Source organism: Methylobacterium isbiliense (assembly GCF_022179325.1).
Classification (GTDB): domain Bacteria; phylum Pseudomonadota; class Alphaproteobacteria; order Rhizobiales; family Beijerinckiaceae; genus Methylobacterium; species Methylobacterium isbiliense.
Map to the genome: position 1 here is coordinate 35,722 of NZ_BPQQ01000052.1, position 21,039 is coordinate 56,760.

The 21,039-nt window shown below is 67.7% G+C and carries 15 protein-coding genes; 3 read left to right on the top strand and 12 right to left on the bottom strand.

Going from position 1 to position 21,039, the window contains the following annotated elements:
• Positions 1-158: 158 nt before the first annotated feature.
• From MFF61_RS21455 to MFF61_RS21465, 3 genes are all read right to left on the bottom strand, one after another.
• Positions 159-1,235, bottom strand: coding sequence for an LLM class flavin-dependent oxidoreductase (locus tag MFF61_RS21455; protein WP_238238216.1), 1,077 nt, complete (start codon positions 1,233-1,235; stop codon positions 159-161).
• Between the two features lie 92 nt (positions 1,236-1,327).
• Positions 1,328-2,275, bottom strand: coding sequence for an aliphatic sulfonate ABC transporter substrate-binding protein (locus MFF61_RS21460; protein WP_238238219.1), 948 nt, complete (start codon positions 2,273-2,275; stop codon positions 1,328-1,330).
• 11 nt (positions 2,276-2,286) lie between these two features.
• Complete coding sequence (locus tag MFF61_RS21465; protein WP_238238221.1) at positions 2,287-3,267, bottom strand: sulfonate ABC transporter substrate-binding protein; 981 nt, start codon at positions 3,265-3,267, stop codon at positions 2,287-2,289.
• A gap of 338 nt (positions 3,268-3,605) precedes the next feature.
• Here MFF61_RS21465 and MFF61_RS21470 point away from each other — a divergent pair, with 338 nt between their 5' ends.
• On the top strand, positions 3,606-4,973 hold the full coding sequence (locus tag MFF61_RS21470; protein ID WP_373324777.1) for an LLM class flavin-dependent oxidoreductase: 1,368 nt from the start codon (positions 3,606-3,608) through the stop codon (positions 4,971-4,973).
• On the opposite strand, the gene MFF61_RS21475 is transcribed toward MFF61_RS21470, so the two are convergent.
• The gene (locus MFF61_RS21475; RefSeq protein WP_238238232.1) at positions 4,960-5,664 is read right to left on the bottom strand and encodes a GntR family transcriptional regulator; all 705 of its coding nucleotides are present in this window, start codon (positions 5,662-5,664) and stop codon (positions 4,960-4,962) included. The two genes, MFF61_RS21470 and MFF61_RS21475, sit on opposite strands and share 14 nt — an antisense overlap.
• Before the next feature lie 291 nt (positions 5,665-5,955).
• Between MFF61_RS21475 and MFF61_RS21480 the strand changes: the two genes are divergently transcribed.
• On the top strand, positions 5,956-7,032 hold the full coding sequence (locus tag MFF61_RS21480) for a tartrate dehydrogenase (RefSeq protein WP_238238235.1): 1,077 nt from the start codon (positions 5,956-5,958) through the stop codon (positions 7,030-7,032).
• Positions 7,033-7,497: 465 nt separating this feature from the next.
• Here MFF61_RS21480 and MFF61_RS21485 read toward each other — a convergent pair whose 3' ends face one another.
• The 8 genes from MFF61_RS21485 to MFF61_RS21520 all read right to left on the bottom strand — a co-directional run bounded on the left by MFF61_RS21485 (position 7,498) and on the right by MFF61_RS21520 (position 18,681).
• Complete coding sequence (locus MFF61_RS21485; RefSeq protein ID WP_238238246.1) at positions 7,498-9,342, bottom strand: TniQ family protein; 1,845 nt, start codon at positions 9,340-9,342, stop codon at positions 7,498-7,500.
• On the bottom strand, positions 9,339-10,520 hold the full coding sequence (locus tag MFF61_RS21490) for an ATP-binding protein (RefSeq protein ID WP_238238249.1): 1,182 nt from the start codon (positions 10,518-10,520) through the stop codon (positions 9,339-9,341). The genes MFF61_RS21485 and MFF61_RS21490 overlap by 4 nt, the downstream gene beginning before the upstream one ends.
• Before the next feature lies 1 nt (position 10,521).
• Positions 10,522-12,888 (bottom strand): TnsB C-terminal domain-containing protein, encoded by a 2,367-nt coding sequence (locus MFF61_RS21495; RefSeq protein ID WP_238238251.1) that lies wholly within the window; start codon positions 12,886-12,888, stop codon positions 10,522-10,524.
• The gene (locus MFF61_RS21500; RefSeq protein WP_238238253.1) at positions 12,888-13,688 is read right to left on the bottom strand and encodes a hypothetical protein; all 801 of its coding nucleotides are present in this window, start codon (positions 13,686-13,688) and stop codon (positions 12,888-12,890) included. The genes MFF61_RS21495 and MFF61_RS21500 overlap by 1 nt, the downstream gene beginning before the upstream one ends.
• Before the next feature lie 702 nt (positions 13,689-14,390).
• A complete protein-coding gene (locus MFF61_RS21505; protein WP_238238256.1) occupies positions 14,391-14,996 on the bottom strand; it encodes a hypothetical protein in 606 nt (201 codons plus the stop codon).
• A gap of 364 nt (positions 14,997-15,360) precedes the next feature.
• Entirely contained in the window at positions 15,361-15,711 is a 351-nt protein-coding gene (locus tag MFF61_RS21510; protein WP_238238258.1) for a helix-turn-helix domain-containing protein, read from the bottom strand.
• A 613-nt stretch (positions 15,712-16,324) separates the two neighbouring features.
• Entirely contained in the window at positions 16,325-16,519 is a 195-nt protein-coding gene (locus MFF61_RS21515) for a hypothetical protein (protein ID WP_238238260.1), read from the bottom strand.
• Entirely contained in the window at positions 16,519-18,681 is a 2,163-nt protein-coding gene (locus MFF61_RS21520) for an AAA family ATPase (RefSeq protein WP_238238261.1), read from the bottom strand. Before MFF61_RS21520 ends, MFF61_RS21515 begins: the two co-directional genes overlap by 1 nt.
• Before the next feature lie 651 nt (positions 18,682-19,332).
• On the opposite strand from MFF61_RS21520, the gene MFF61_RS21525 reads away from it, so the two are divergent.
• Positions 19,333-20,922, top strand: coding sequence for a Fic family protein (locus tag MFF61_RS21525; RefSeq protein ID WP_238238264.1), 1,590 nt, complete (start codon positions 19,333-19,335; stop codon positions 20,920-20,922).
• Positions 20,923-21,039: the final 117 nt, after the last annotated feature.

A 21,039-nucleotide genomic window follows, 5' to 3' on the forward strand; every position in this document is an offset into this window, starting at 1 on the left:
GGGCGCCACCGGCCGCCGGGAGGACGCGGCCGGGCCGGCGGGATCGGCGGGCCATGCCCCAGCGCCGGACCGTCGCCCTGCCGAGCGGATTCCCGCCCAACACCTGGGGCGCTCGGCGGAGGCACAGCCGGCGGCAGGCAACCGGCAGGCGTGAGGGTTCAGACGATGCCGGAGGCTGCCGAGGACGGGAGCGTTCGCGCCCCGAGGAGCGGGCGCACCCGCTCGGCGCAGCGGCGCATCTCCGCCTCGAACGGCTGGAACTGCAGCATGAACAGCACGACGCCCGCGGCGTGGAAGGCGGCGAGGCGCGCCGCCACCGTGGCGTAGCTGCCCACCAGCCCCGCCGCGGTGCCGCCGTTGGTGCCCACCGCCCGCGCCTGCGCCATGGTGCGGATCATCACCACCGCGGGGTCGACCCGCGTGCGGCTCGCCGCGCGCAGGCCGGCATCCCCGTCGGCGAGCGCCAGCAGGCGGGCGTGCTCGGCCTCGGCCTCCTCGTCCGTCTCGCGGGCGATCACGAAGGCCGAGAGGCCGAAGCGCAGCGGCGGCAGATCCCCGCGCGGGCGCGCGGCGGCGTCCGCGATCAGCCCGCGCACGGCGTCGAGCGGCTGGCCGTTGATGAACCACACGTCGCCCTCCGCCGCGACGAGGGCGCGCGCCGGCTCGGACTCGCCCCCGAGATAGATCCGCGGGCGGGCGCGCCAGGGATCGGCGGGCCGCAGCTGCAGGCCGCTCACCCGGAAGTGCCGGCCCTCGTGGCTCACGCGCTCGCCCCGCATCAGCCGCGAGACCAAGCCGATCCACTCGGCGCCGTAGGCGTAGCGGGCGTCGTGCTCCGGGAAGGGCAGGCCCGCCGCCTCGAATTCCGTCGCGTTCCAGGCGTTGACGAGGTTGAGCGCGAAGCGGCCCTCGCTGATGTGCTCGATCTGCAGCGCCATCTTGGCGAGCACCACCGGGTGAAAGAGCCCGGGCTTGATCGCCGCGATGAGTTCGATCCGCCGCGTCAGCGCGGCGAGCGCAGCCGTCGCGGTCCAGGTCTCCAGCTGATCGCGGGCGTCGTCGTAGGGGTTCACTGTGTGCTGGGCCACCAGCACGGCGTCGAAGCCGAGCGCCTCGGCCTCCAGCACCAGCGCGCGGTTGCGCGCCCAGGAGGCGTCGTCCGGCTCGTCCGGGTCGTGGTGCGCCGCCCGGCTGCCGTGGACCGGCGCCCAGACGCCGAAACGGGGAAGGGTCATCTGCGAATCCTACACAGGGGCTTAGCGCCACTCGCAGGGGCGCCGCCCCTGCACCCCGCCAGAGGGCTCGAGCCCTCTCTGGACACCGACGCTCAGCCGCGTGCCTCCGGATGCCAGAGCGGCACGGCCGTGGCGTCGATGCGCCGGGGGATCAGCCCGGCCTCGTAGAAGGTGTCGGCGATCACCTGCTGCTCGCCGAGGCCCTCGCGGAGGACCGGCTTCACCGCGTAGCTGCGGCGCGCGTTCACGGTCTCGACGATCGACACCGGCACGTCGCCCCAGAGCGGCGCGAGCAGCGCCGCCGCCGGCTGGGGATTGCCCTTCACCCAGCGCCCCGCCTCCGCCAACGCGTCGAACACCACGCCCACCACGTCCGGACGGGCCTGCGCGAAGGCGGTCTGGACCGTGTAGTACCGGTTGTAGCTGGAATAGCCGGTGGCGTCGGCGATCACCCGCACCGGGCTCTTCGCCTGCGCGATGGCGAGGAACGGGTCCCAGATCACCCAGGCATCGAGGCTGCGCCGCTCGAAGGCCGCCGCCCCGTCCGGAGCGTTGAGATGCGCAGGCCGGATGTCGGCGGGCGTCAGCCCCGCCCGCCGCAACGCCGCCGTCAGGATGAAGTGGCAGCCCGAGCCGCGCTGGAAGCCGACGGTCTTCCCCTTGAGGTCGGCGATCGTGCGGATCGGCGAATCCGCGTGCACGATGATCGCCTCGGCCGACGGGGAGGGGTCCTCCTTGGCGTAGAAGGTCAGCGGCGCCCCGGCGGCCTGGGTGAAGATCGGCACCGCATCGGCCACGTCCGCGTGGAAGTCGGTGCTGCCCGCGTTCATCGGCTCGATCACGCTGTTGAACAGGTGCCAGCTCACCCCGAAGCCCTTGGCCCCGAGCCGCTGCTCCAGCGTGCCGTTGGTCTTGAGGATCGTCAGCAGCGTCGAGGAGCGCTGGTAGGCGAAGCGGATCGTCTGCGGGCCGGCGAGCGCCGGGGCCGCGAGGCCGGCGGCGAGGCCGCCCAGCACGGCGCGGCGGGTCGGATACGGCATGAGACAGCTCCTCACGTGCCGGGGCGGCGCACCGCGTCGAGGACGCGGAGCGGCTTGGGCAGCAGGCCGAGGCGGTGGAACGTGTCGGCCACCCGCTGCTGGTCGGCCACCGCGGCGGCGTCGAGCGGCGCGACGCCGTAGCTCTGGCGGGCGAGCGCCACGGTCAGGATCGGCGCCGGAATGCCGACGAGCGGCGCGAGCTCCCGCGCCACCGCGTCGGTGTTGTCCTTCGCCCAGGCGTCGATCTCCGCGATGGCGGCGAGCGTGGCGTCGATCGCCCGGCCGTGCTCGTCCACGAAGCCCCGCCGCGACAGGTAGAACTGCCGGTTCGGCACCAGCCCCTCGCCGGTCGTCAGCGTGCGGGCCGCATGGGCCTGCTCGCCCGCGGCCAGGAAGGGGTCCCAGATCGCCCAGGCATCGACGCTGCCGCGCGCGAAGGCCGCCCCGGCATCGGCGGGCGCCAGGAAGGCGAACGTCACCTGATCGGTGGGAATGCCGGCCTGCTCCAGCGCCCGCACCACCAGGAAATGCACGTTCGAGCCCTTGTTGAGCGCGATGGTGCGCCCGCGCAGGTCGGCGACGCTCCGCACCGGGCTGTCCTTGGGCACAAGGATCGCCTCGCCCTTCGGCGCAGGCGGCTCGTTCGCCACGTAGACGAGGGTGTCGCTCGCCGCCTGCGCGAAGATCGGCGGCGCCTCGCCGGCCGAGCCGAAATCGATCGCGCCCGCGTTCAGCGCCTCCAGAAGCGGCGGCCCCGACGGGAACTCGGCCCAGGTCACCCGGTAGCCGAGCGGCTTCAGCCGCTGCTCCAGCAGGCCTTTGCCCTTCAGCAGCACCAGCGTGCCGTACTTCTGGTAGCCGACCCGGATCACCCGCTCGTCGGCGCGGGCCGTGACCACGCTGAAGAACACGAAGGCGAAGGCCGACAGCAGCAGCCACGTCTCGAAAAGGCCGCGTCGCGTCAGAACGCGGCGGGCCGCGATGCTCGGCATGGAGAAGATCCTCGAAGGTTTCGCGTGCAGGAGCGGCCGCACGATCGCTCCGATCCGAGCAACGCCGTCCTGATCGTTCACATCTCAGCGAGAGCGGGCCGGCTGGTCAATGAAATCGATTTTCGTTTTTTCTTGCTCCGGGAGGCGCACGATCTTCGGATGATGGCGCCGGCAGAGATCTTTTCCGGCGGCCCACGGACACCAGGCCGCGGCCGGCCTGGGCTCCGGGCGGGAGGGCTTTACGGGGATGCCCTCGCCGGCTCACGCTGGCAGCCTCCCGCAGACGCGGCCGGGCCCCATGGTCCGGCCGGAGCCCGCGGATATCCAGGAGGTCACCCGTGGCGCAGGTCCGCCCGTTTCACCTCGCCGCCTTCATGCGCCCCGTCGGCATCCACACGGCGTGGTGGCGCTATCCTGGCGGCTTTCCGGACGCGAACTTCAACTTCGCCCACCTCGCCCGCTTCGCCCGGACGCTGGAGGCGGCGAAGTTCGACGCGTTCTTCATGGCCGATCACCTGGCGGTGCTGAACATGCCCATCGAGGCGCTGAAGCGCTCCGCCACCGTGACCTCGTTCGACCCGCTGACCCTGCTCCCGGCGCTCGCCGTCGTGACGCAGCGCATCGGTCTCATCGCCACGGCCTCGACCACCTACGAGCAGCCCTTCCACATCGCCCGCCGGTTCGCCTCGCTCGACCACCTCAGCGGCGGGCGCGCCGGCTGGAACGTGGTGACGACCTCGAACCCGGACGCGGCCCGGAACTTCGGCCTGGAGCACCATCCCGAGCACGCGGACCGCTACGACCGCGCGCACGAATTCGTCTCCGTGGTGAAGGGCCTGTGGGATTCCTTTGCGGACGACGCGTTCCTGCGCGACGTCGAGACCGGGATCTTCTTCGATCCCGCCTGCCTTCACACCCTCGACCACCAGGGGCCGCATTTCTCGGTGCGCGGGCCGCTCAACGTCGCCCGCCCGGTCCAGGGCTGGCCGGTGATCGTCCAGGCGGGCGCCTCCGAGGCCGGGCGCCAGCTCGCGGCCGAGACCGCCGAGGTGATCTTCGGGGCCGCCGGCAGCCTGGAGGACGGGCTGCGCTTCGCCCGGGACGTGCGGGGCCGGATGGAGCGGATCGGCCGCGACCCGGCCGGCCTGAAGATCCTGCCCGCCTGCTTCGCCGTGGTGGGCGACACGGACGAGGAGGCGCGCGAGAAGCGGGCGCGTCTCGACGGCCTCGTGCACGAGGCGAGCGCCATCGCGGCGCTCTCGATCGCGCTCGGCCACGACGCCGCACGCTTCGATCCGGACGGCCCCCTGCCCGAGATCCCGGAGAGCAACCAGTCGAAGACCGGACGGGAGCGGGCCATCGCGCTCGCCCGGCGCGAGGGCCTCACCGTCCGCCAGCTGGCGCAGCGGCTCGGCGGCTATGCGGGCCTCGCCATGGTGGGAACGCCGCGGCGCATCGCCGACGAGATGCAGGCCTGGGCGGAGGCGGGGGCCTGCGACGGCTTCACCATCATGGTGTCGGACGTGCCCGAGGGTCTGGAGGACTTCACCGGCAAGGTCGTGCCGGAGCTGCAGCGCCGCGGCCTGTTCCGCACCGAGTATGCCGGCACGACGCTGCGCGAGCATCTCGGGCTGCCGCGCCCGGAGAACAGCTTCTTCGGCCGCCGGGACGGGCTGGCGGGGGATTCCGGCCCTACAGGTGCCTGAGGCCGAGACGCTCCAGGAGCGGCAGAAGGGCGTCGCGCGCGCGGATGCGGTGCTGGCGCGCCTGCCGGTGGGCGCCGGCCGGATCCGCATCGCGGATCGCCGCGATGATGCGGCGGTGCTCGGCGACGGAGGCATCGAGCTCCTGCCGCAGCCGGAGCGTCAGCATCCGGGCGCGGTGGGACTGGTCGGTGATGGTCTGCATGATCCGGATCATGCGGCCGTTGCCAGCCTGCTCGATCAACGTCTGGTGGAAACGCTCGTCCGCCTCGCCCCAGGCCGGGAGGTCGCCCCGGGCCTGCGCCTCGGCCATCGCCTCGGTGTGCGCCGCCAGCGCGGCGCCGATGCGTGCCCGCTCCGCCTCGGGCAGTCCGGCGACGCGTTCCGCCGCCTGGCCTTCGAGCGCGATGATCACGTCGTAGATCTCGCGCATGTCCTCCGGCGCGATCGCGCAGATCAGGATGCCCCGGCGCGGCAGCACCCGCACGAGCCCCTCCTCCTGCAGGCGGATCGCCGCCTCGTGCACCGGCGTGCGGCTCATGCCGAGCCGGAGCGCGATCTCCTGCTCGGAGGCTTGGTAGCCGGGCGCGAAATCCGAGTTCCGGATCGCCCGCTTCATCGCCGCATAGGCGTCGTCGACCAGCGAGGGGCGCTTCTCGCCGTCCCCGCCTCGTGCCGGCCCGGCCCGCGCCATCGTGCTCCCCCCTCACGCCTCTCGGATTGAGATAGCATCTTCCATGCAAGCTGCAATGGAAGGCTTGACGGCCCGGTCCCGGCAGCCTAACCGATGCCAGCTTGCATGGAAGCTGGCGCGCAGGCAGGCCTCCTCGCGATGGAGGGCATCCCGGGCCTGCACGGCCGGCTCAAGGACCGCACGGGCCGCGTCACCGGCGGCCCGATCGTCGCGGCCGCGGCCGTCGCCCCCGCGGTCGCCCGCCCGGGGCGGCGCGCCGGCCCTCATCCCCCGTCCTCACGGAGACCCGTCATGAAGACCTACGCCATCGCCGCGATCCCCGCCGACGGCATCGGCATCGAGGTCATCGCCGCCGGCATCGAGGTGCTGAACGCCCTCGCCGAAAAGTCCGGCGGCTTCCGGTTCCGGTTCGATCACTTCGACTGGGGCTCGGACTACTACAAGGCGCACGGCGTGATGATGCCCGAGGACGGGCGCGAGCAGATCAAGGATCACGACGCGATCTTCTTCGGCGCGGTCGGCGCGCCGGACGTGCCGGACCACATCACCCTGTGGGGCCTGCGCCTCGCGATCTGCCAGCCCTTCGACCAGTACGCCAACGTGCGCCCGACCCGGATCCTGCCGGGCATCGTGAGCCCGCTGCGGCACGTCACCGGCCCCGAGCTCGACTGGGTGATCGTGCGCGAGAACTCGGAGGGCGAGTACGCGGGCGTCGGCGGCCGGGTCCATCGCGGGCTGCCGGAGGAGGTCGCCACCGACGTCTCGATGATGACGCGCACGGGCGTCGACCGCATCATCCGCTACGCCTTCGCGCTGGCGCGGAGCCGGCCGCGCAAGCTGCTCACCGTCGTCACCAAGTCGAACGCCCAGCGCCACGCCATGGTGATGTGGGACGAGATCGCCGCCGAGGTGGCCAAGGACTTCCCGGACGTGACCTGGGACAAGATGCTGGTCGATGCCATGACCATGCGCATGGTGATGAAGCCCGAGACCCTCGACACGATCGTGGCGACGAACCTGCACGCCGACATCCTGTCGGACCTCGCCGCCGCGCTCGCGGGCTCCCTCGGCATCGCGCCGACCGCGAACATCAACCCGGAGCGCAAATTCCCGTCGATGTTCGAGCCGATCCACGGTTCGGCCTTCGACATCGCCGGCAAGGGCACCGCCAACCCGATCGCGACCTTCTGGACCGCCTGCCAGATGCTGGAGCATCTCGGCGAGCCGGCGGCGGCCGGCCGGCTGATGCGGGCGATCGAGCGGGTCACGGCCGACCCGACCCTCCACACGCCCGACCTCGGCGGCCAAGCCACCACGCGCCAGGTCACGGACGCGGTCATCGCCGCGATCCAGGGCGACAACGAGTGAGGCGAGGCCGTGTCCGCACCCGGCCCGTGCCCACCGGGAGAGCGGCGCGGGCGAGACGATCGGGCCGGGCGCTCCGCGCCCCGGCAGGCCGGACGTGCGGATGGCGGCAACCTCGCTGATGGCGCTCGGGGCGGCCGCGGCGGCATCCTCGGCGACGCGTGTGATCCAGGCAGTGGCCCACCCTGTCGACGGCCGGCGGCCGTCGACAGGGGCGATCGGATGATGCGGCCGAGTGTAGATTCAGGCAAAACATGGATTCTACGTAGCTACTAAGCCATTGATTTTGCGTATCTATTTTGTCTCTCGGTTCAGAGAAACAACGAAAGATGCTCATTCCGGCACAATAAGATGCTCTGCAGGCCCGCCATTGAATCGCCGGTACGCCGCAAGAAGCACGATTGAAGCGACGAAAAAGCCCCCGCAGATTTCTCTGCGGGGGCTCGGAAGCTCGTTCACGCGAGCGCTTCAGATGCGCGCCAGGTCCGATCGTCGATAGAACGCGGCCCCTACCTCCTCGCGCCGGATCCGTGGCTCGATGCCGAGTTCGGTCAGTCGCTTTTGGAGTTGCCGGAAGTGAACTCCCGTCGTCGCCATCGCTTCGAACAGGGTGACGTGCTCCGCCCGGAATGCCTCGAGGTCGGCTTCCCTGATCACGTTCACGGGGCACCGGTTCAAAGGACTGACGATCGTCGTCGTCTCAAGAAAGCCCAGATCGATGAGCTTGCGGACGACCGCGGAGCTCGTGCGCATCACCTTCTCGACCGCTCGGGCTGTCGTAAAGCCGTCCATGGAGCCCCGCGTCCGGTCACGAACCTCGGACACCCGGACGAGCAGAGCCGAGAAGCCGTGAGCGTCGCTCCGTCGACCGACCCAGGCGAGCTTCCGCCCGAGGACGAGATCGAGGATCTCGACGGTGCTGCAGCAGACCTTTTTCACCGCTCTCTGAACGTCGACCATGTCCTCGTCGGGCTCTGCGACAGGAACGGCATCGGCGAACAGGCGCGTCAGGAACGCGTCGAGGTCGCGGCGCCTGAACAGGTGATCGAGTTCCGGGCGCTTCGGGAACATGGGCTTGATGAACCCGCCGTCGACGAGCAGCTTCGTCTGGACGCGGCCTGCGCCGAGGTACTCCTCGACCTCCGTCATGAACAAGCCGTCGGCGGCGTCCGCGAGAGTCGGGGATGCTGCGACGGCGTCGAACAATGCGCTACCGTTCGGGAGCTCAGCCTGCTCCTTCGTCAGGATGCCGGTCGCCTGGAGGATCTTGCGCAGACGTTTGGGATGTATCCGCAACTCCTGAGACGCCGTGTGCACGGAGTGCAGGACGCGGCGCTCGACCGGCTTTCCGAATATCGTGTCTCCCGGACCGAACGGCATCCTCTCGACGATGAAATCCGCGACCAAATTCCGGACCACGTCGAAGTCGGGGTGCAGCTTCTCGAAACACAGAACCTTGAACCACCGCCCGAGAACAGCCTGCGGTCCCTCGGTCGCGCCGCGGGTGTAGGGATAGGAGCGGACGAGCCCGTCCATGAACTCGCGGATGCCGGCCTCGCCCTGTTCCGCGATCGCGACACCCGTCGTTCCGGCTGCGCACCAGTCGTCGTCCGAGAGGGCGTTGAAACGAACGTCGCGGCCGAAGCGTGCCACGGCGCCGATAGTCTCGCAAACCCCGATGCCGACATGCAGAGGCAACGTGTCCAACCAGGGAATGTTTCCGCGTCCGTCGTCGAGGCGGTCGAGCACGTAGGTTTCCAGGCCTGAGGCGGTACGGCGGGTGGCGCTCTCGGAAAGCGCTCCGAGATCCGGCAGGTGCGGCTTCAGAAGCCTCGCGAAGTCGTGGTTGCGCGACGTCTCCTGATGCTCGAGCTCGATCAGTCCCAGGCCGTGCTCCCGGCAGGTCCGGATCGCCATGATCGACCAGACCGCCCGCCCGTAGGCGGCGGTTTCGGGCCTCGAGGCCTGGCCGCAATCCTTGAGAAGGCAGGCCGGGCACACGCGTAGAGCCGTCCTGAGAAGGTGCCTGCCGGGGAAGAGCTCGGTTCTGAACGTCTGGCCGTCGGGTACGCGCCGGAAGGCATCCGCCGCGAGACGATCCGGATCGGCGCCCGCGAGACCCGCGAGGGCATCCAAGGCATCCTGGTCTCCGTCGACGATGCCCCTGAAATCGAGCCCCATGTCCGCACAGAAGAACGGGGCGCTCGCGTCCCGGACGAGATGGAGCTGTGCCAGCCGCGAGACGAAGGAGGCCGGAGCCTCCCCCGCCAGATGCGGCAGCGACGGGCGAAGCCGTGCCGAAGGAAGTCTCATTTCGAGTCTCCGGCCTTCCTGCCGCCCCGTCCCCGCTTCGGCGTCGCCGCCTTGCGCGGTTTCGGCGCCTTGCGCGGTATCGGCGCCGGCTTCTGCGGATCGACGTCGGTGCGCGGGCGATCCAGGACCTGCATGGGATCCGTGTCGGACCAGTTCTGGACCCGGAACGGGTTCATGGTGTTCGGGCAACCGGTGCGCAACCAGAACACGGTCGCGAAGTGGTCGGGGAGGAGGCGCGTGTCTCCGAAGCGCAGCGCCTCCTCGATCGCCTCGCAGATCAGCTCGATTGCGACGCCCAGCGCGAAGTTCGCCGCGTGCACGAGCCGGCCGGCCAGATCGTCGGCGACCTCGGGCTCGATCGTCAGAGGCGTGAAGGACACGAGGTTCTCGATCGTCTCCGCGATGGGATCGGCTGCCGAGGGAAGCGTCAGGCGACCGAACTCGACGAACCTGCATCTCCTCATCACCTGCCCGTCGGTACGCAGGAAGTTCGCCAAGTCGCAGGTGCCGGAGAGGATGAGGATCATCGGATCGCGGCGACGCTGCACCAGGCTCTTGATGGTGTTGAGGATGCGCTCCTGCTGGTCGACGTTCGCGGTCTGCGTGACGTGCTGCATCTCGTCGATGTGCAGCACCCGCTTGTCCTCCGTTTTGAGGCGGCGCCTGACCTCCTCCCAGATCAGGTGCTCCTTCCTGTCGAGCTGGATCGGGTAGCCCAACTCCGGAAGAAGCGTACGCCCCAGCTGCATCAGGGTGCAGGGCGACGGTGCGGTGATCGAAAGGAGCCGACCCCCGAGCTCGTTGTGGCGTTTCCGGAAGAGTCGCTTGAGCGCACGCGACTTGCCAGCACCGGTCTCACCGGTCAGAACCAGGATCCGGCCCTCCGGCATGAGGGCGTCGTCGTCGATGTCGTCGACCGGCTGCACGTCGATGTCGGCGGCGAGCGGACCCACGCACCCTGCTGCGATGTCGCCGCCCTTCTCGTCGGGCGACAGTTCGTCGAGCCCGCCGATCGACGGGTCGAGGAGCTCGAGCATCCTGTCGAACTGCATCGATAGATGCTCGAAGGAGCTGGTCGTCAGGAATTGACGGCGCACGCCGGACATCAGGTCGCGGCGCAGGGCAGGGGACATCGGGGCGCGGCGGTCGCCGGCCGGGGCTTTTTCGTCGGTAAGCATGCTACTTCTCCAGTTTCCAGGTGGACTGCCTCCGGCGCGGCCGGGCGGGCTCGGTTGCATCCGAACGACGCGCGGGCTGAGGTACGGCGTCCTCGCCGGGCGTCTGGTCGTTCGGACCGCAGGGCTGCACGGGCGGAGCGGCCGCGCGGTCGGAGACCGGAGCTTCGGCCGCGGGCGTCGCCCGGATCGGGGAATGGGGTTCAGGCCGGTGCACGGGGCTGGTCGCGCGCGGAGCGCCGGCGGCGAAACTGCGGCTGCCCGGCAGCGCGAAGCTCGTCGGCAGCGTGCCCGTACGGGCGACGGATGCCGCTGCTCCGCCCGGCGTCGATCCGGGTACGATCCCATCGTCGGTCGGCGGAACCGCGAAGCCGAGCCTGAGCTTGCGCTCGTGGAACGCGATCGCATCGCTGTCGTACTGCTCGTCGCCGATCTGCGCGATCCCGACGGCATCCTTGTGGGTACGTTCGATCGCTTCGATCGCCGCGAGGACGATCGGCCACCTCATCTGCGCGACATCATCGAACCGGCGCGCGAGATCCTCCGAAGCCGAAAGCCAGTCGCGGAGACGGCGCCCCTCCATGAACCTGGTCCGGCACGGGACGGTCATCCAGTCCGTGCTCCCCGGATCGAAACGGACGGAGACCGCGCCCAGGTTGTAGGGATCGAGCTTGACCTCGACCTCGGCATCGCCCTGCTTGCGGCACCGGGCCTGGAATTGCTCCGAGCTGTAATCCAGGCCCAGAACGCGGACGCCTGTCCTCCGCGTCGTTCTGGTCAGGTCGATCCCGAAGCTGATCCGCACCCGTTCGCGATCCGGTGCCGGTCTCGGCGGCAGTAGCTTCGTGAGACGGAGCCATGCGTCGCGAGGCGTCTCGCCGCCCAAGCCCGCATGCCGCCTGTTGTGGTAAATGTCGACGCACCAGCGCACGAGCAGATCGGCAAACTGGTCGACCGTCAGCACGGCCCGCAGCTGGGCTGGGTAGTCGCCGAGTGCCGCAACGCTTCCGCCGGTATTGCCCTCGAAGCGGCTCAGAAGATTCTCCTTCACCGTTCTGAAGAACCGTTCGATGAAGGCGCGGAGCTGCGGCTGCGCCGCGGGGGGATTGAAGACGTCCATGAGCAGCGACAGGGCGCGGCTCTGGAAGAAGGCATCGACGAACGCCGCCCCCTGATCGGTCGCCAGCTCCCAAGGCGGCCCGTGCTGATCCCAGAGCGTGAGAGCACCGGCGGCACGGCCGATGCTGCTCTTGTCGTGATAGATCATGCGCAGCGTTTCGAGCGCGACCCTCGCGTCCTCCCGCTGCGTCAGCTTCATCGCGAGGACGCATCGCGTCGCGACATCGAGCGCGACGCAGAGGTACCAGGAGCCGCGCTCGATCTTCTCGCGCAGCCGCGGCGACAGGCTTTGCCAGACCTTCGTATCGGCGAAGACGACGTGCAGATCCACCTTGTAGAAGTCCATCTCGACGCGTTCGAGCGCGTGCGTGACGTCTTGCCCGATGCCGAGAATCTTCCATTTGCGGTGGGCCTTGTCGCGTCCGAGGCGCGCAAGATCGACCTCGAAGCGATCGAGTTTCGCGACCTCCAGGCAGAAGCGGGAAAAGCTCGGCTTGCGGTCGGGCTCGCGCCCCTCGCGCTTGAACCGCCTGTTCTGCCATCTGAACGCGATCTCGAAGCGCCCGTAGATCTCCCACCGGGTGGGGCGTTTAGCGCTGGCGAACTTGTGAGCGAACTTGTCCAGCAGATCGTAGGTCTCGTCCGAGAACCAGCCCTTGGTATTGCCGGAGTTGTGCCTGCCGTCCCGGAGTTCGGTCAGGTCCCAGTCGCACTCCTCGAGCCGCTCGATCCAGCGCCGCAGCGAGGATCCGCTCGGAATGGCGTTGACGTTGTTCCGGCATCCACGCTTCTTGGGTGGCGGATTAGGATCGTCGACGTTCCAGTTGATGCGGGGTTTGGCGAGCCCGAAGTTGGCGGCGATGAGTTCGACGGCCAGGTCGAAGCCCTTCGTGCTTCGATCGACCGTGCCATCTCTGTACAGCTTGTAGAATTCTCGGATCCAGTTGACCTTGAAGACGACGTCGGCCTGGTCCTGCTTGGGCAGATGCGCGATCGAGAGATGATGCTTCCTGCTGCGCTCGAGGACGCAGTCGACGCGGAAGAAACCGGGCTCGTAGACGAAGTCCGTGCGCTGCGCCTCCGTGTTGTAGTCGAGGTGAGAGACGAACATTTTCGACGCAGGATCGTACACCTGCGAGAGCCAATGACCATTCGGCGTCGATTTCCTCAGGCGCCAGATGTCCCCGAAGCCGTGGATCCTAGCGTCGGGATCGATCCGGGTGATCTTCGCGAGCGGATTGGGGGCGGCCATCAGACGTCGGCCTCCGCCTCGCCGGAAGCGGCTTCCGCCACGCGGACGCGGCTTCCGTATCCGATGCGGCCTTCGTCCAGGACGACGAGCCGGCCGCGGTCGACCAGGCGCAGGGTGGCGACGAAGGCGATCCCATCGAGACCGCTCGATGCGACCAGGTCGCCGATCGTGGCGAAGCCGGAAGCCTTCTCCGCGAGCTCGAGAACCACGTTTTCCGCGTCGTGCGGGGGGCAACGGCGCACGTGGCGTAGCAGCTTCGCATTCGCGATGGTGTCGGGGTGCAGTTCTGCGTCGGTCAGCAGCAGAACCTCGTCGACGTCGTCCGCCGACATCTGCGACGCGATCAGCTCGATGGTCGGTTCCCAGAGATACCGTTCGACGATCTCCAGCGGCTTGACCTGTATGTAGATCCGCCGTGCAGTGCTCGTCAGCAGGAAGAAGTCGAAGGTGTGCTCACGGAGCGTTCCGTCGAAGTCGTAGAACTGCACGGTCTCCGGCTGTTCAACCAAGTACTGCGGATTCATCAGGCCGTCGATGACGACCGCCCAATCGTATTCGAGGCCGCTTTCGACGTGCAGGACGCGGAAGACGTCGCCGGAGCCGACGGCCAGAGAGGCGCGGGCCGAGCCGCGCGAGCGTGCGGATGGACGGCGGAATCCGTCGCTCGGGTCGGGATCGTCCCAGAAGGCCGGCGCGAAAGCCGGCATGTACGCCGGCAGGTTCGCAATCGAGGTTTCGAGATCCATGGATCGGGTCGCCTTCGGCAAAGCCGTCCCGTCGACCGGGAACGCGAGGTCCACCGGCCCGGGATCGGGCTGTTGATGGATGGGGCGACTGTTGGCGCGCGGACGCTGCCGACGATCGCGGCTGTGGACAGCGGCCGACCAGGGCGGCCGCGGGCCTTGCAGGATCCCTTGGGCGATGACACCTTCGAATCGTGCTTGACGGCACGACTCCGCCTTCCTCTACCGGTCAGGGTCGAGGTCGGGTGGGCCATCGGATCCGTAGGATCCTGCTGGTGTGTGAAGCTGCAGCCGAGGTTCCAAGGCCGTGAGGCGGCAGCTTTCCTTCTGAAGGGGTGCGGTGACGACACCGCGCCCCCATTCGTTTTCTAGATCGTCATCACGTTCTCCAAAACAGACAAGTTTTCGTAGCTCGCGCACACAGCGTATCTATGCAGATACACTGGCCCGTGAGGCGATGAATGCAGATTGAGATTTAAGAGCCCTGATCCGGACCGGGGCGCGGCCGTCTGGCTACGCAGGTAGTCGGTCACCGGCCGCAACACCGCGAGGGCGGGGGTGCGACTGCGTATCGCCGAGGGGTGGCAATCCCCGACTGTCGCTCGAGTCCCTTAGGACGCACTCCCTACCCAAGGAGTGACGACGAGCAACCGCGTCGATCAATCAGCCAGGCTCGGTTTTCCGAGACAAGTGGGAATCGGCATGGCGTTCGGCGGCTCGCCTGGTTTCTGTGGACAACCGCGGAGTCGCGCCATCCTTTCAGAGGCTGGAGCCCACCTCCACAGCCGGCAAGGGCCGCCGCCTCCGTACCTTCGTCTGCGGGCAGATCCCGTCAGAAAGGGAGATCGAGAGTTCGCCCGAACACGCCATGCCGAGGACGGTGTCGACACCATCGGCGGGCGCTCTGACCAGGGCTGCCAGATCGTGCAGCTCAGCCTCCGGGACTCGATCGAGGTGAGCCAGGATCCTGACGCGGTCACTGGCGGCGATCAGACAATGCCGAGTAGCCCAGACTGCGCGGGCGGCGCTGAGAAACGGCTCCATCAGGACCGTCGTCCGGACGACGAGCACGGCTGGCTCCTGGGCCACGATCTCCGGGCGGAGCGAGTTGTCGTGGACGCCGACGACGAGAATTCGGCGGAAGGCCCGGCGAACGACGAACGCGACGCAACCGGGAACGTCCGTCTCGGCAGGCTCCATCACATCGATCTCGGGATCGAGAGCAGCCTGGATGAGAAGATCGCGATGCCATCGGTGCCGGTAGCGGATCGGGGACCGGCACACGCCCCCTCGAAAACCCGGATAGCGCGCGTCGGCCGAGCGATTACCGGTCGGCGGCGGAGCCTTCGATGCGATCTGCAGCATTGCCTTGCGTCCTGGAATGTTTCCGCATGGACGGGAAGTACAACGCCACCGTCCTTCTATACGGATGTTAACCGTGTCATGGTCTTACTTTCCTGCAGGGTCTCGTTCGCCGACCCAGGGGAGCGGCCAGACTTCTTCTCGTCGGCTCGCAGCGATATAAGGGGCTAAATATGCCCCTTTTGCAACCGCCCTCGATTGATTTCGCCGGCCAGGCATGGTGGATAACGGGCATTGGCAACACCTCTTCCCTGGCCTGATCCGAGGAGTTCCGGTTTTGAATCATCGGATTAGGATCAAGGGCAGGTCCGCACCCTTATCCACACCAAGTACGAGCCTTAACGGCGCGGATAAGCAGTCATGCCGGCTAAATATTGGTTCCGCTATGGATCCTGAGCCAATGCTCGACCACGTCGACGAAGTCCGTACCGACACCCTCTGACGCAGCCCGCGCGTACATATCGTCCAAGACGGCGGCAGCGTCTCCGAGGATCGGCTTGGTCGAAGCCTCCTGCGCGGCCCGCACGCCGTACCGCTCGATCAGCCCAAGCAGATAAACCGCGTAGGCCGGAGGGCCCCGCTCGGCCCAAAGATGGATGGTGCGGCGGGAGACGCCGATCTCGGAAGCGAAGCCGATCTGAGTTCGGCCAAGCCTGCGCAGCGTCGCCTTGAACTCGGCAGGCGTCATCGAAACGATCCATCCTTCAGGATGCTGCATCCGCTGCGGCTCCGATCCGGATTTGCATCGTCGGCACCCATTGCTTTTCCGTACCTTCCTACGCGTCGAAACGCAGCAATCGAAGGAACGGTAACACCCTGTACAGCCCCTTCCGATAGGAGTTGGACGAGTACTCCGCGAGCAAGGTCGGACGGGCCGCGCACATGCCATTCAAGTCGACACCTGGTGACGAGCCTCCGCAGGAGGAGCCTGCCGAACTCTCACAGAGCGTTAGGCAGAGGACCGTCGTGGTCGAAACCAGGAGTAAGCGCGCTGGCAAGACCGGGCCGGGTGCTGCAGAGCGCCCCTCCTCGGTCAGCACGATCGACGTCGTTCAAAAAATCAGGGGACGGAAGCTCCCGACGGACACGTCTCAGAAGAAGTCTCCACCTAGGGTGCAAATTTCTACCGTTGTGTTGCCTCGCGACAAGAAATAAGTTGTTTGTAGTAATTTTCTGACGGACGCCGGAACCAGCAGGTCAGCAGCTGGGAGCATGCGTTTTTGGCGGACGAGGGCCAGACCCCCTCCTGAGGCCACTCCCGCCGCGATTGGAGTCTCTCGAACTCGCGGCGAGATCTCGCTTTATCGTTCAGTCGTCTGGACGACTCGCACCTACCGATAGGTGCTCCGGCGATCGATCGATATCGTCCTGAGATCCTCGAATTCCGCTCGTCTCCGCACGATTTCGGCCAGTCCTTCGATGACAGCTTCGCGATCGCCGTGGAGGATCTCGCACAGCTCATCGATCGCGTCGGAAAGCGGCTGCAGGTCGCCCATGTCCGGGACGTCGGGTGCCGGTGCGAACATCACCGCACCTCCTCGCGGCCTGCAAAACATCTGTCGGTTTCCGGACCCATCCTCGCATCCAACGCTCGGTCGAGCTCGTCGCGCGAGAGGTAGCCGCTTTCCTCGAGCAGGTGCGCGACAGCCTGCAGTGCCGTCCTGTATTCCATAAGGATGCTCCGCGCCCGATCGCTCGCGATCCGCAAACGCTCGGCAACGGACGGCAGCAAACCGCTGATCAAGAACATGTCGGTGGCGGCCGAGTCCAAGCACACGTTCCCGAACTGCCCGAGGCCATAGCTCAGCTCGATGTCGCGCGCGATCCTGGTCGCCATGGCGAGATCCGAGTCCGGACCGAAACCCGCGCCGATCGAGCCGGCTCCGAGTTCGATCTCCTCGGCGATCCGGCCGGCCACGAGCGACGTCATCGCCATTTCCAGATCCGCCAGCGTCGCGGCTCCGTCCGTCGCGACTTCGATACAGACCCGCCCGCCATCATCGTGCAAGGAAAGGTTCAGGAGGGTGCCGAAGCCGAGAGCGTGGCTTACGACCGCGTGCCCGGCTTCGTGGATCGCGACCCGGCGCCGTATGCCGACCGGGAGAGGACAGCGCCCCTGCCGGATTTCGGCCAGCAGGTCATCCGAAGTCAACGCCCGATCGTGGCGTCGGGCCTTTCCCTTGGCCCGCCGTACGAAGGCTTCCACGTCCGCGCCCGTCATGCCGCGCGCCGCCAGCGCCAGCGGCACCATCGGTGCGTCCGGCAGGATCCCGCGACCGAGATGGTGACGGAAGATCTGGGCGAGGGCGGTCGTGTCCGGCTTCGCGATCGCGATCTCCCTATCGAGGCGGCCAGCGCGCTTCACGGCGGGATCGATCTTCTCCGGGTGGTTCGTGGCAGCCACCACCACCACGCCGGGCCTCTCCTCCACGCCGGCGAGCAGCTCGAGGAACAGGTTCACGATCTGGGTCCAGTACTGCACGTACTCCCCCCGGATCTGCCCGCGGTCGGAGATGCCGTCGAGCTCGTCGATGAACAGTATGCAGGGGGCCTGCGCCTTCGCCTGCGCGAAGATCTTGCGGATCGCCTGGAGCGTGCCCGACAGGTAGTCGGCGCTGTTCCACTCGGCGACCGAGGTCGCCACCAGCGGCACGCGTGCGCTCTTCGCCAAGGCTTTGGCAAAGGAAGTCTTTCCTACTCCTGGCGGGCCACTCAGGAGGAGTCCGCGGTGGTCGAACTCGGCCCAGCCCAACCGACCGTTCCGGAAGGCTTGCAAGTCGGCTGCAGCGGCAAGACCCCAGGTTTTGGCCTCGCCATAGCCGTCGAGCTCCTCCAGCGCAGGTCCTTCGCCGAGATATTCAGCCTTGGCAGCAACGATTCGCTCCAGCGCTTCTATGCATCCCTCGGGGGACGTCGCCCTCCGGAGTGCGACGGGCAGATCGGCGATGTCGATCATGCGCAGCAGATCCTGATCGATCCCCCGCGATGGCCGGCTACCGACCACGGCTTCGACAACGAGTGCGAGTCCGGTCTGATCCAGGCTCGGCAGCGCGATCCGGTGCTCGGCGGAGCGCGTGAGGTCGCGCGGCAGCTGACGTTTCGGATCCGGAGCGATGCCGACGATCGGAACCCGCACATGCAATGCGGTGCCGATCACCTCGTTGCCCTTCTCGGGCCGAGCGTCGCGGCCGACCCCGTCGCAGACGAAAAGGGCGGCGTTTCTGTGTGTGAGGTCGCGGGTTCTCCCCGTCGAGAGCTCTACGACCTGCGCGTCGGGCCGGAACAGGCACTTCTCCGCGACGATGCGGACAGGCTCGACAAGATCGGCCACGTGCGTCGCGAGCGTGACGACGGGCGCCTCCCGGCGCAGCCGACGCACGAGACCGGGTTCTGCCTCGATGGCGCGGGCGAGCATCACTGCCACCGCGGCGAGATCCGCTGGAACGGGCACGTGTGCGGCCTCGGGTCGGTTGGCTTCGTCCTGAACGACGATCTGCTCGACGGCGTCGTTCTCGTCGAGAAGAGGATCGTTACCGAAGCCGTACGCGCCGGAGCGTTGGCCAGCCTTGAGGCGCTTGCGTTCGTCCTGGGCGAGCTGTTGCAGGAATGCGCGTGGGAGTCGGTCGGAGAATGCGCCTTCGTGCGGATGCGGATCCATGGATGGGAGCAGAGGCGATGGAGCGAGCATGCGAGATCTCCCGCGGCCGAGCCACGGGAGGGCTGGCCGTCTGCGTCGGTGCTGGATGGGGGGGCGGCGACGCGGCTGGCTCGTCAGTACGGGAGCGCTCGGCAGGCATCGGCTTCAGGAGATCGCCTGCTTCGTAGGCGATATGCATTCCTAGAACGAAAAGAGAACAAGGGGTAGGGGATGGATTGGCTTGTCCACACCTACAGGGCCTACATGACCTGGTTTGCGCGGCAAACATTCCGCCCCAGCCACCGCCCCATCCCAGATGGTTCAAGAGCGAAGTTGCCTCTGACAAGCCTCGTGCGAGGCGCAACTCCGATCGCATCCTGAGTTTCTTGAACTATGCTGCCAGCAGCGGACCTTCGAACAAGCCACCGGAATGGCCACTCGGACGCCGACGGTTGTCATCTGTACGGAGTGGTCGGTCTGGCGACCCCGGCATGCCAAGGTGCAGGCACGTAAGCGACCTTTTTCGTAGGCTTGCCGCCGGGACGTGCTGAGCACGTGTCACACGAGATGATGGGAACGGCGCAGCAAAGGATGATAGATTCGGCGTCGCTTCAGATGATAAAAATGACATCGCATCGCTTGATAAATTTCGCGTCGCAGTGGATGATAAGTTTGGATGCACAGCGCACGTGGTAGCCTGCGATGCCCACCTTGAACGAGAAGATCGCCGCCTCCCTGGAGAGCCTCCGCGCGGCAGGCGCGGACAGGGTGTGCGTACTTCGCTCGTCGGCCCTGTCGCGTACCGACCAGGAACGCTTGGTCGAGCATGGCTACCTCCGGCAGATCATGCCCGGGTGGCTCATGGTCGTGGACCCGAACGCGCGCGCCGGCGACAGCACCCCGTACTACGCGAATTTCTGGCTCTTCCTGTCCATGTATTGCGACGAGCGCTTCGACGGTCGGTGGGTCGCCGATGCTCAGACGTCGTTGCGACTCCATGCCGGCGAGTACACTGTGCCACGGCAAGTCGTGATCATCAGTCCCGGTGCGAACAACCGATCCCAGGACTTCCCGTTCAAGACTTCGCTGTTCACCATGCGGGCCAACCTACCTCCCTCGGAGGTGAGAAACGGGATGCGCGTCATGCCCCTGGGCGAAGCGCTCGTGAGGGCGGCGCCAGCCTTCTTCGAGCAGGAACAGTCCGTCGCCCTCGCCGCCTTGGCCTCGCTCGGCTCGGCGTCCGAGGTAGTCGCGCCGCTTCTCGCGGGCGGGCACTCGGTCGTCGCGGGCCGCTTGGCCGCGGCCTTCAGATCCATAGGCAGAACTGGGGTTGCAGACGAGATCGTCGGGGCGATGACCGCCGGCGGACACCGCGTGTCCGAACGCGAGAACCCGCTCCGGAGGGTGCCGCCGGGTCTCTCGTTCCGACGGCGCGTGTCGCCGGTGGCGGCGCGCGTGACCGCGCTCTGGGCCTCGCTTCGGCCAGGCGTGCTGGAAGCCTTCGCCGAGGAACCGCGTCAGGTCGAGGATGCCGGGCGCTACATCGATGACGTCGACGAGCGCTACGTTGCCGATGCCTATCACTCGCTATCCATCGAGGGGTACCAGGTCACGCCGGAGTTGATCGAGAAGATCAGGCGCGGCGACTGGAAGCCCGAGAACTCGGACGCCGACCGCGATCAGCGCAACGCCCTGGCGGCGAAGGGTTACGCGGAGTGCTTCAAGCTCGTCCGCAGGACCGTCGCGGACATCCTGGCGGGCGAGGATGCTGCCCGGGTCGTCCAAGACAGGCACATGACGTGGTTCAGGGCGATGTTTCAGCCTTCGGTTGCCGCCGGCCTTTTCCTGTCCGAGCGACTCGCCGGCTATCGCGGCCACTTCATCTATCTCGACGGCTCGCGTTACGTCCCGGTGGCGCATGCATCCGTTCAGGACGCGATGGACGCCTACTTCGACTGCTTCGATGCGGAGGCCGACCCGCGGGTCCGTGCAATTCTGGGTCACTTCATCTTCACCTACATCCACCCGCTCCCTGATGGGAACGGGCGGATCGGCCGGTTCATCATGAATACGCAACTCGCATCCGGCGGGTATCCGTGGACCATCGTCCCGGTCGACGAACGGGCGCGGTACATGCGCTCGCTGGATGCCGCGAGCCTTGAGCACGACGTGCGCCGGTTCGCCGGTCTCGTTTCGGAGCTCATCCTCCGTGAGCCGCCGCCGCCACGGAAACGCGCGCCGGGCGAGGAACCGAGCATGCGGGAGGAAAAAGGGACGGGCTATAGGCCCTGAGGCGAAGCGCTGGCCCCGCTGCTCCCGCGCGGGGGCGGCCGGCACTGGCGCGAGGCTCCCGTCCTGCGTACCCGTCTGGCGGCACCGGAGCGCCGGTGTGTAGGGCGGTGACAAAAC

What these genes read in the sequence shown, in the direction of transcription:
- MFF61_RS21455 (WP_238238216.1), bottom strand. Translation starts at nt 1,235, where the DNA reads ATGACCCTTCCCCGTTTCGGCGTCTGGGCGCCGGTCCACGGCAGCCGG.
- MFF61_RS21460 (WP_238238219.1), bottom strand. Translation starts at nt 2,275, where the DNA reads ATGCCGTATCCGACCCGCCGCGCCGTGCTGGGCGGCCTCGCCGCCGGC.
- MFF61_RS21465 (WP_238238221.1), bottom strand. Translation starts at nt 3,267, where the DNA reads ATGCCGAGCATCGCGGCCCGCCGCGTTCTGACGCGACGCGGCCTTTTC.
- MFF61_RS21475 (WP_238238232.1), bottom strand. Translation starts at nt 5,664, where the DNA reads ATGGCGCGGGCCGGGCCGGCACGAGGCGGGGACGGCGAGAAGCGCCCC.
- MFF61_RS21480 (WP_238238235.1), top strand. Translation starts at nt 5,956, where the DNA reads ATGAAGACCTACGCCATCGCCGCGATCCCCGCCGACGGCATCGGCATC.
- MFF61_RS21485 (WP_238238246.1), bottom strand. Translation starts at nt 9,342, where the DNA reads ATGAGACTTCCTTCGGCACGGCTTCGCCCGTCGCTGCCGCATCTGGCG.
- MFF61_RS21490 (WP_238238249.1), bottom strand. Translation starts at nt 10,520, where the DNA reads ATGCTTACCGACGAAAAAGCCCCGGCCGGCGACCGCCGCGCCCCGATG.
- MFF61_RS21495 (WP_238238251.1), bottom strand. Translation starts at nt 12,888, where the DNA reads ATGGCCGCCCCCAATCCGCTCGCGAAGATCACCCGGATCGATCCCGAC.
- MFF61_RS21505 (WP_238238256.1), bottom strand. Translation starts at nt 14,996, where the DNA reads ATGCTGCAGATCGCATCGAAGGCTCCGCCGCCGACCGGTAATCGCTCG.
- MFF61_RS21510 (WP_238238258.1), bottom strand. Translation starts at nt 15,711, where the DNA reads ATGCAGCATCCTGAAGGATGGATCGTTTCGATGACGCCTGCCGAGTTC.
- MFF61_RS21515 (WP_238238260.1), bottom strand. Translation starts at nt 16,519, where the DNA reads ATGTTCGCACCGGCACCCGACGTCCCGGACATGGGCGACCTGCAGCCG.
- MFF61_RS21520 (WP_238238261.1), bottom strand. Translation starts at nt 18,681, where the DNA reads ATGCTCGCTCCATCGCCTCTGCTCCCATCCATGGATCCGCATCCGCAC.
- MFF61_RS21525 (WP_238238264.1), top strand. Translation starts at nt 19,333, where the DNA reads ATGCCCACCTTGAACGAGAAGATCGCCGCCTCCCTGGAGAGCCTCCGC.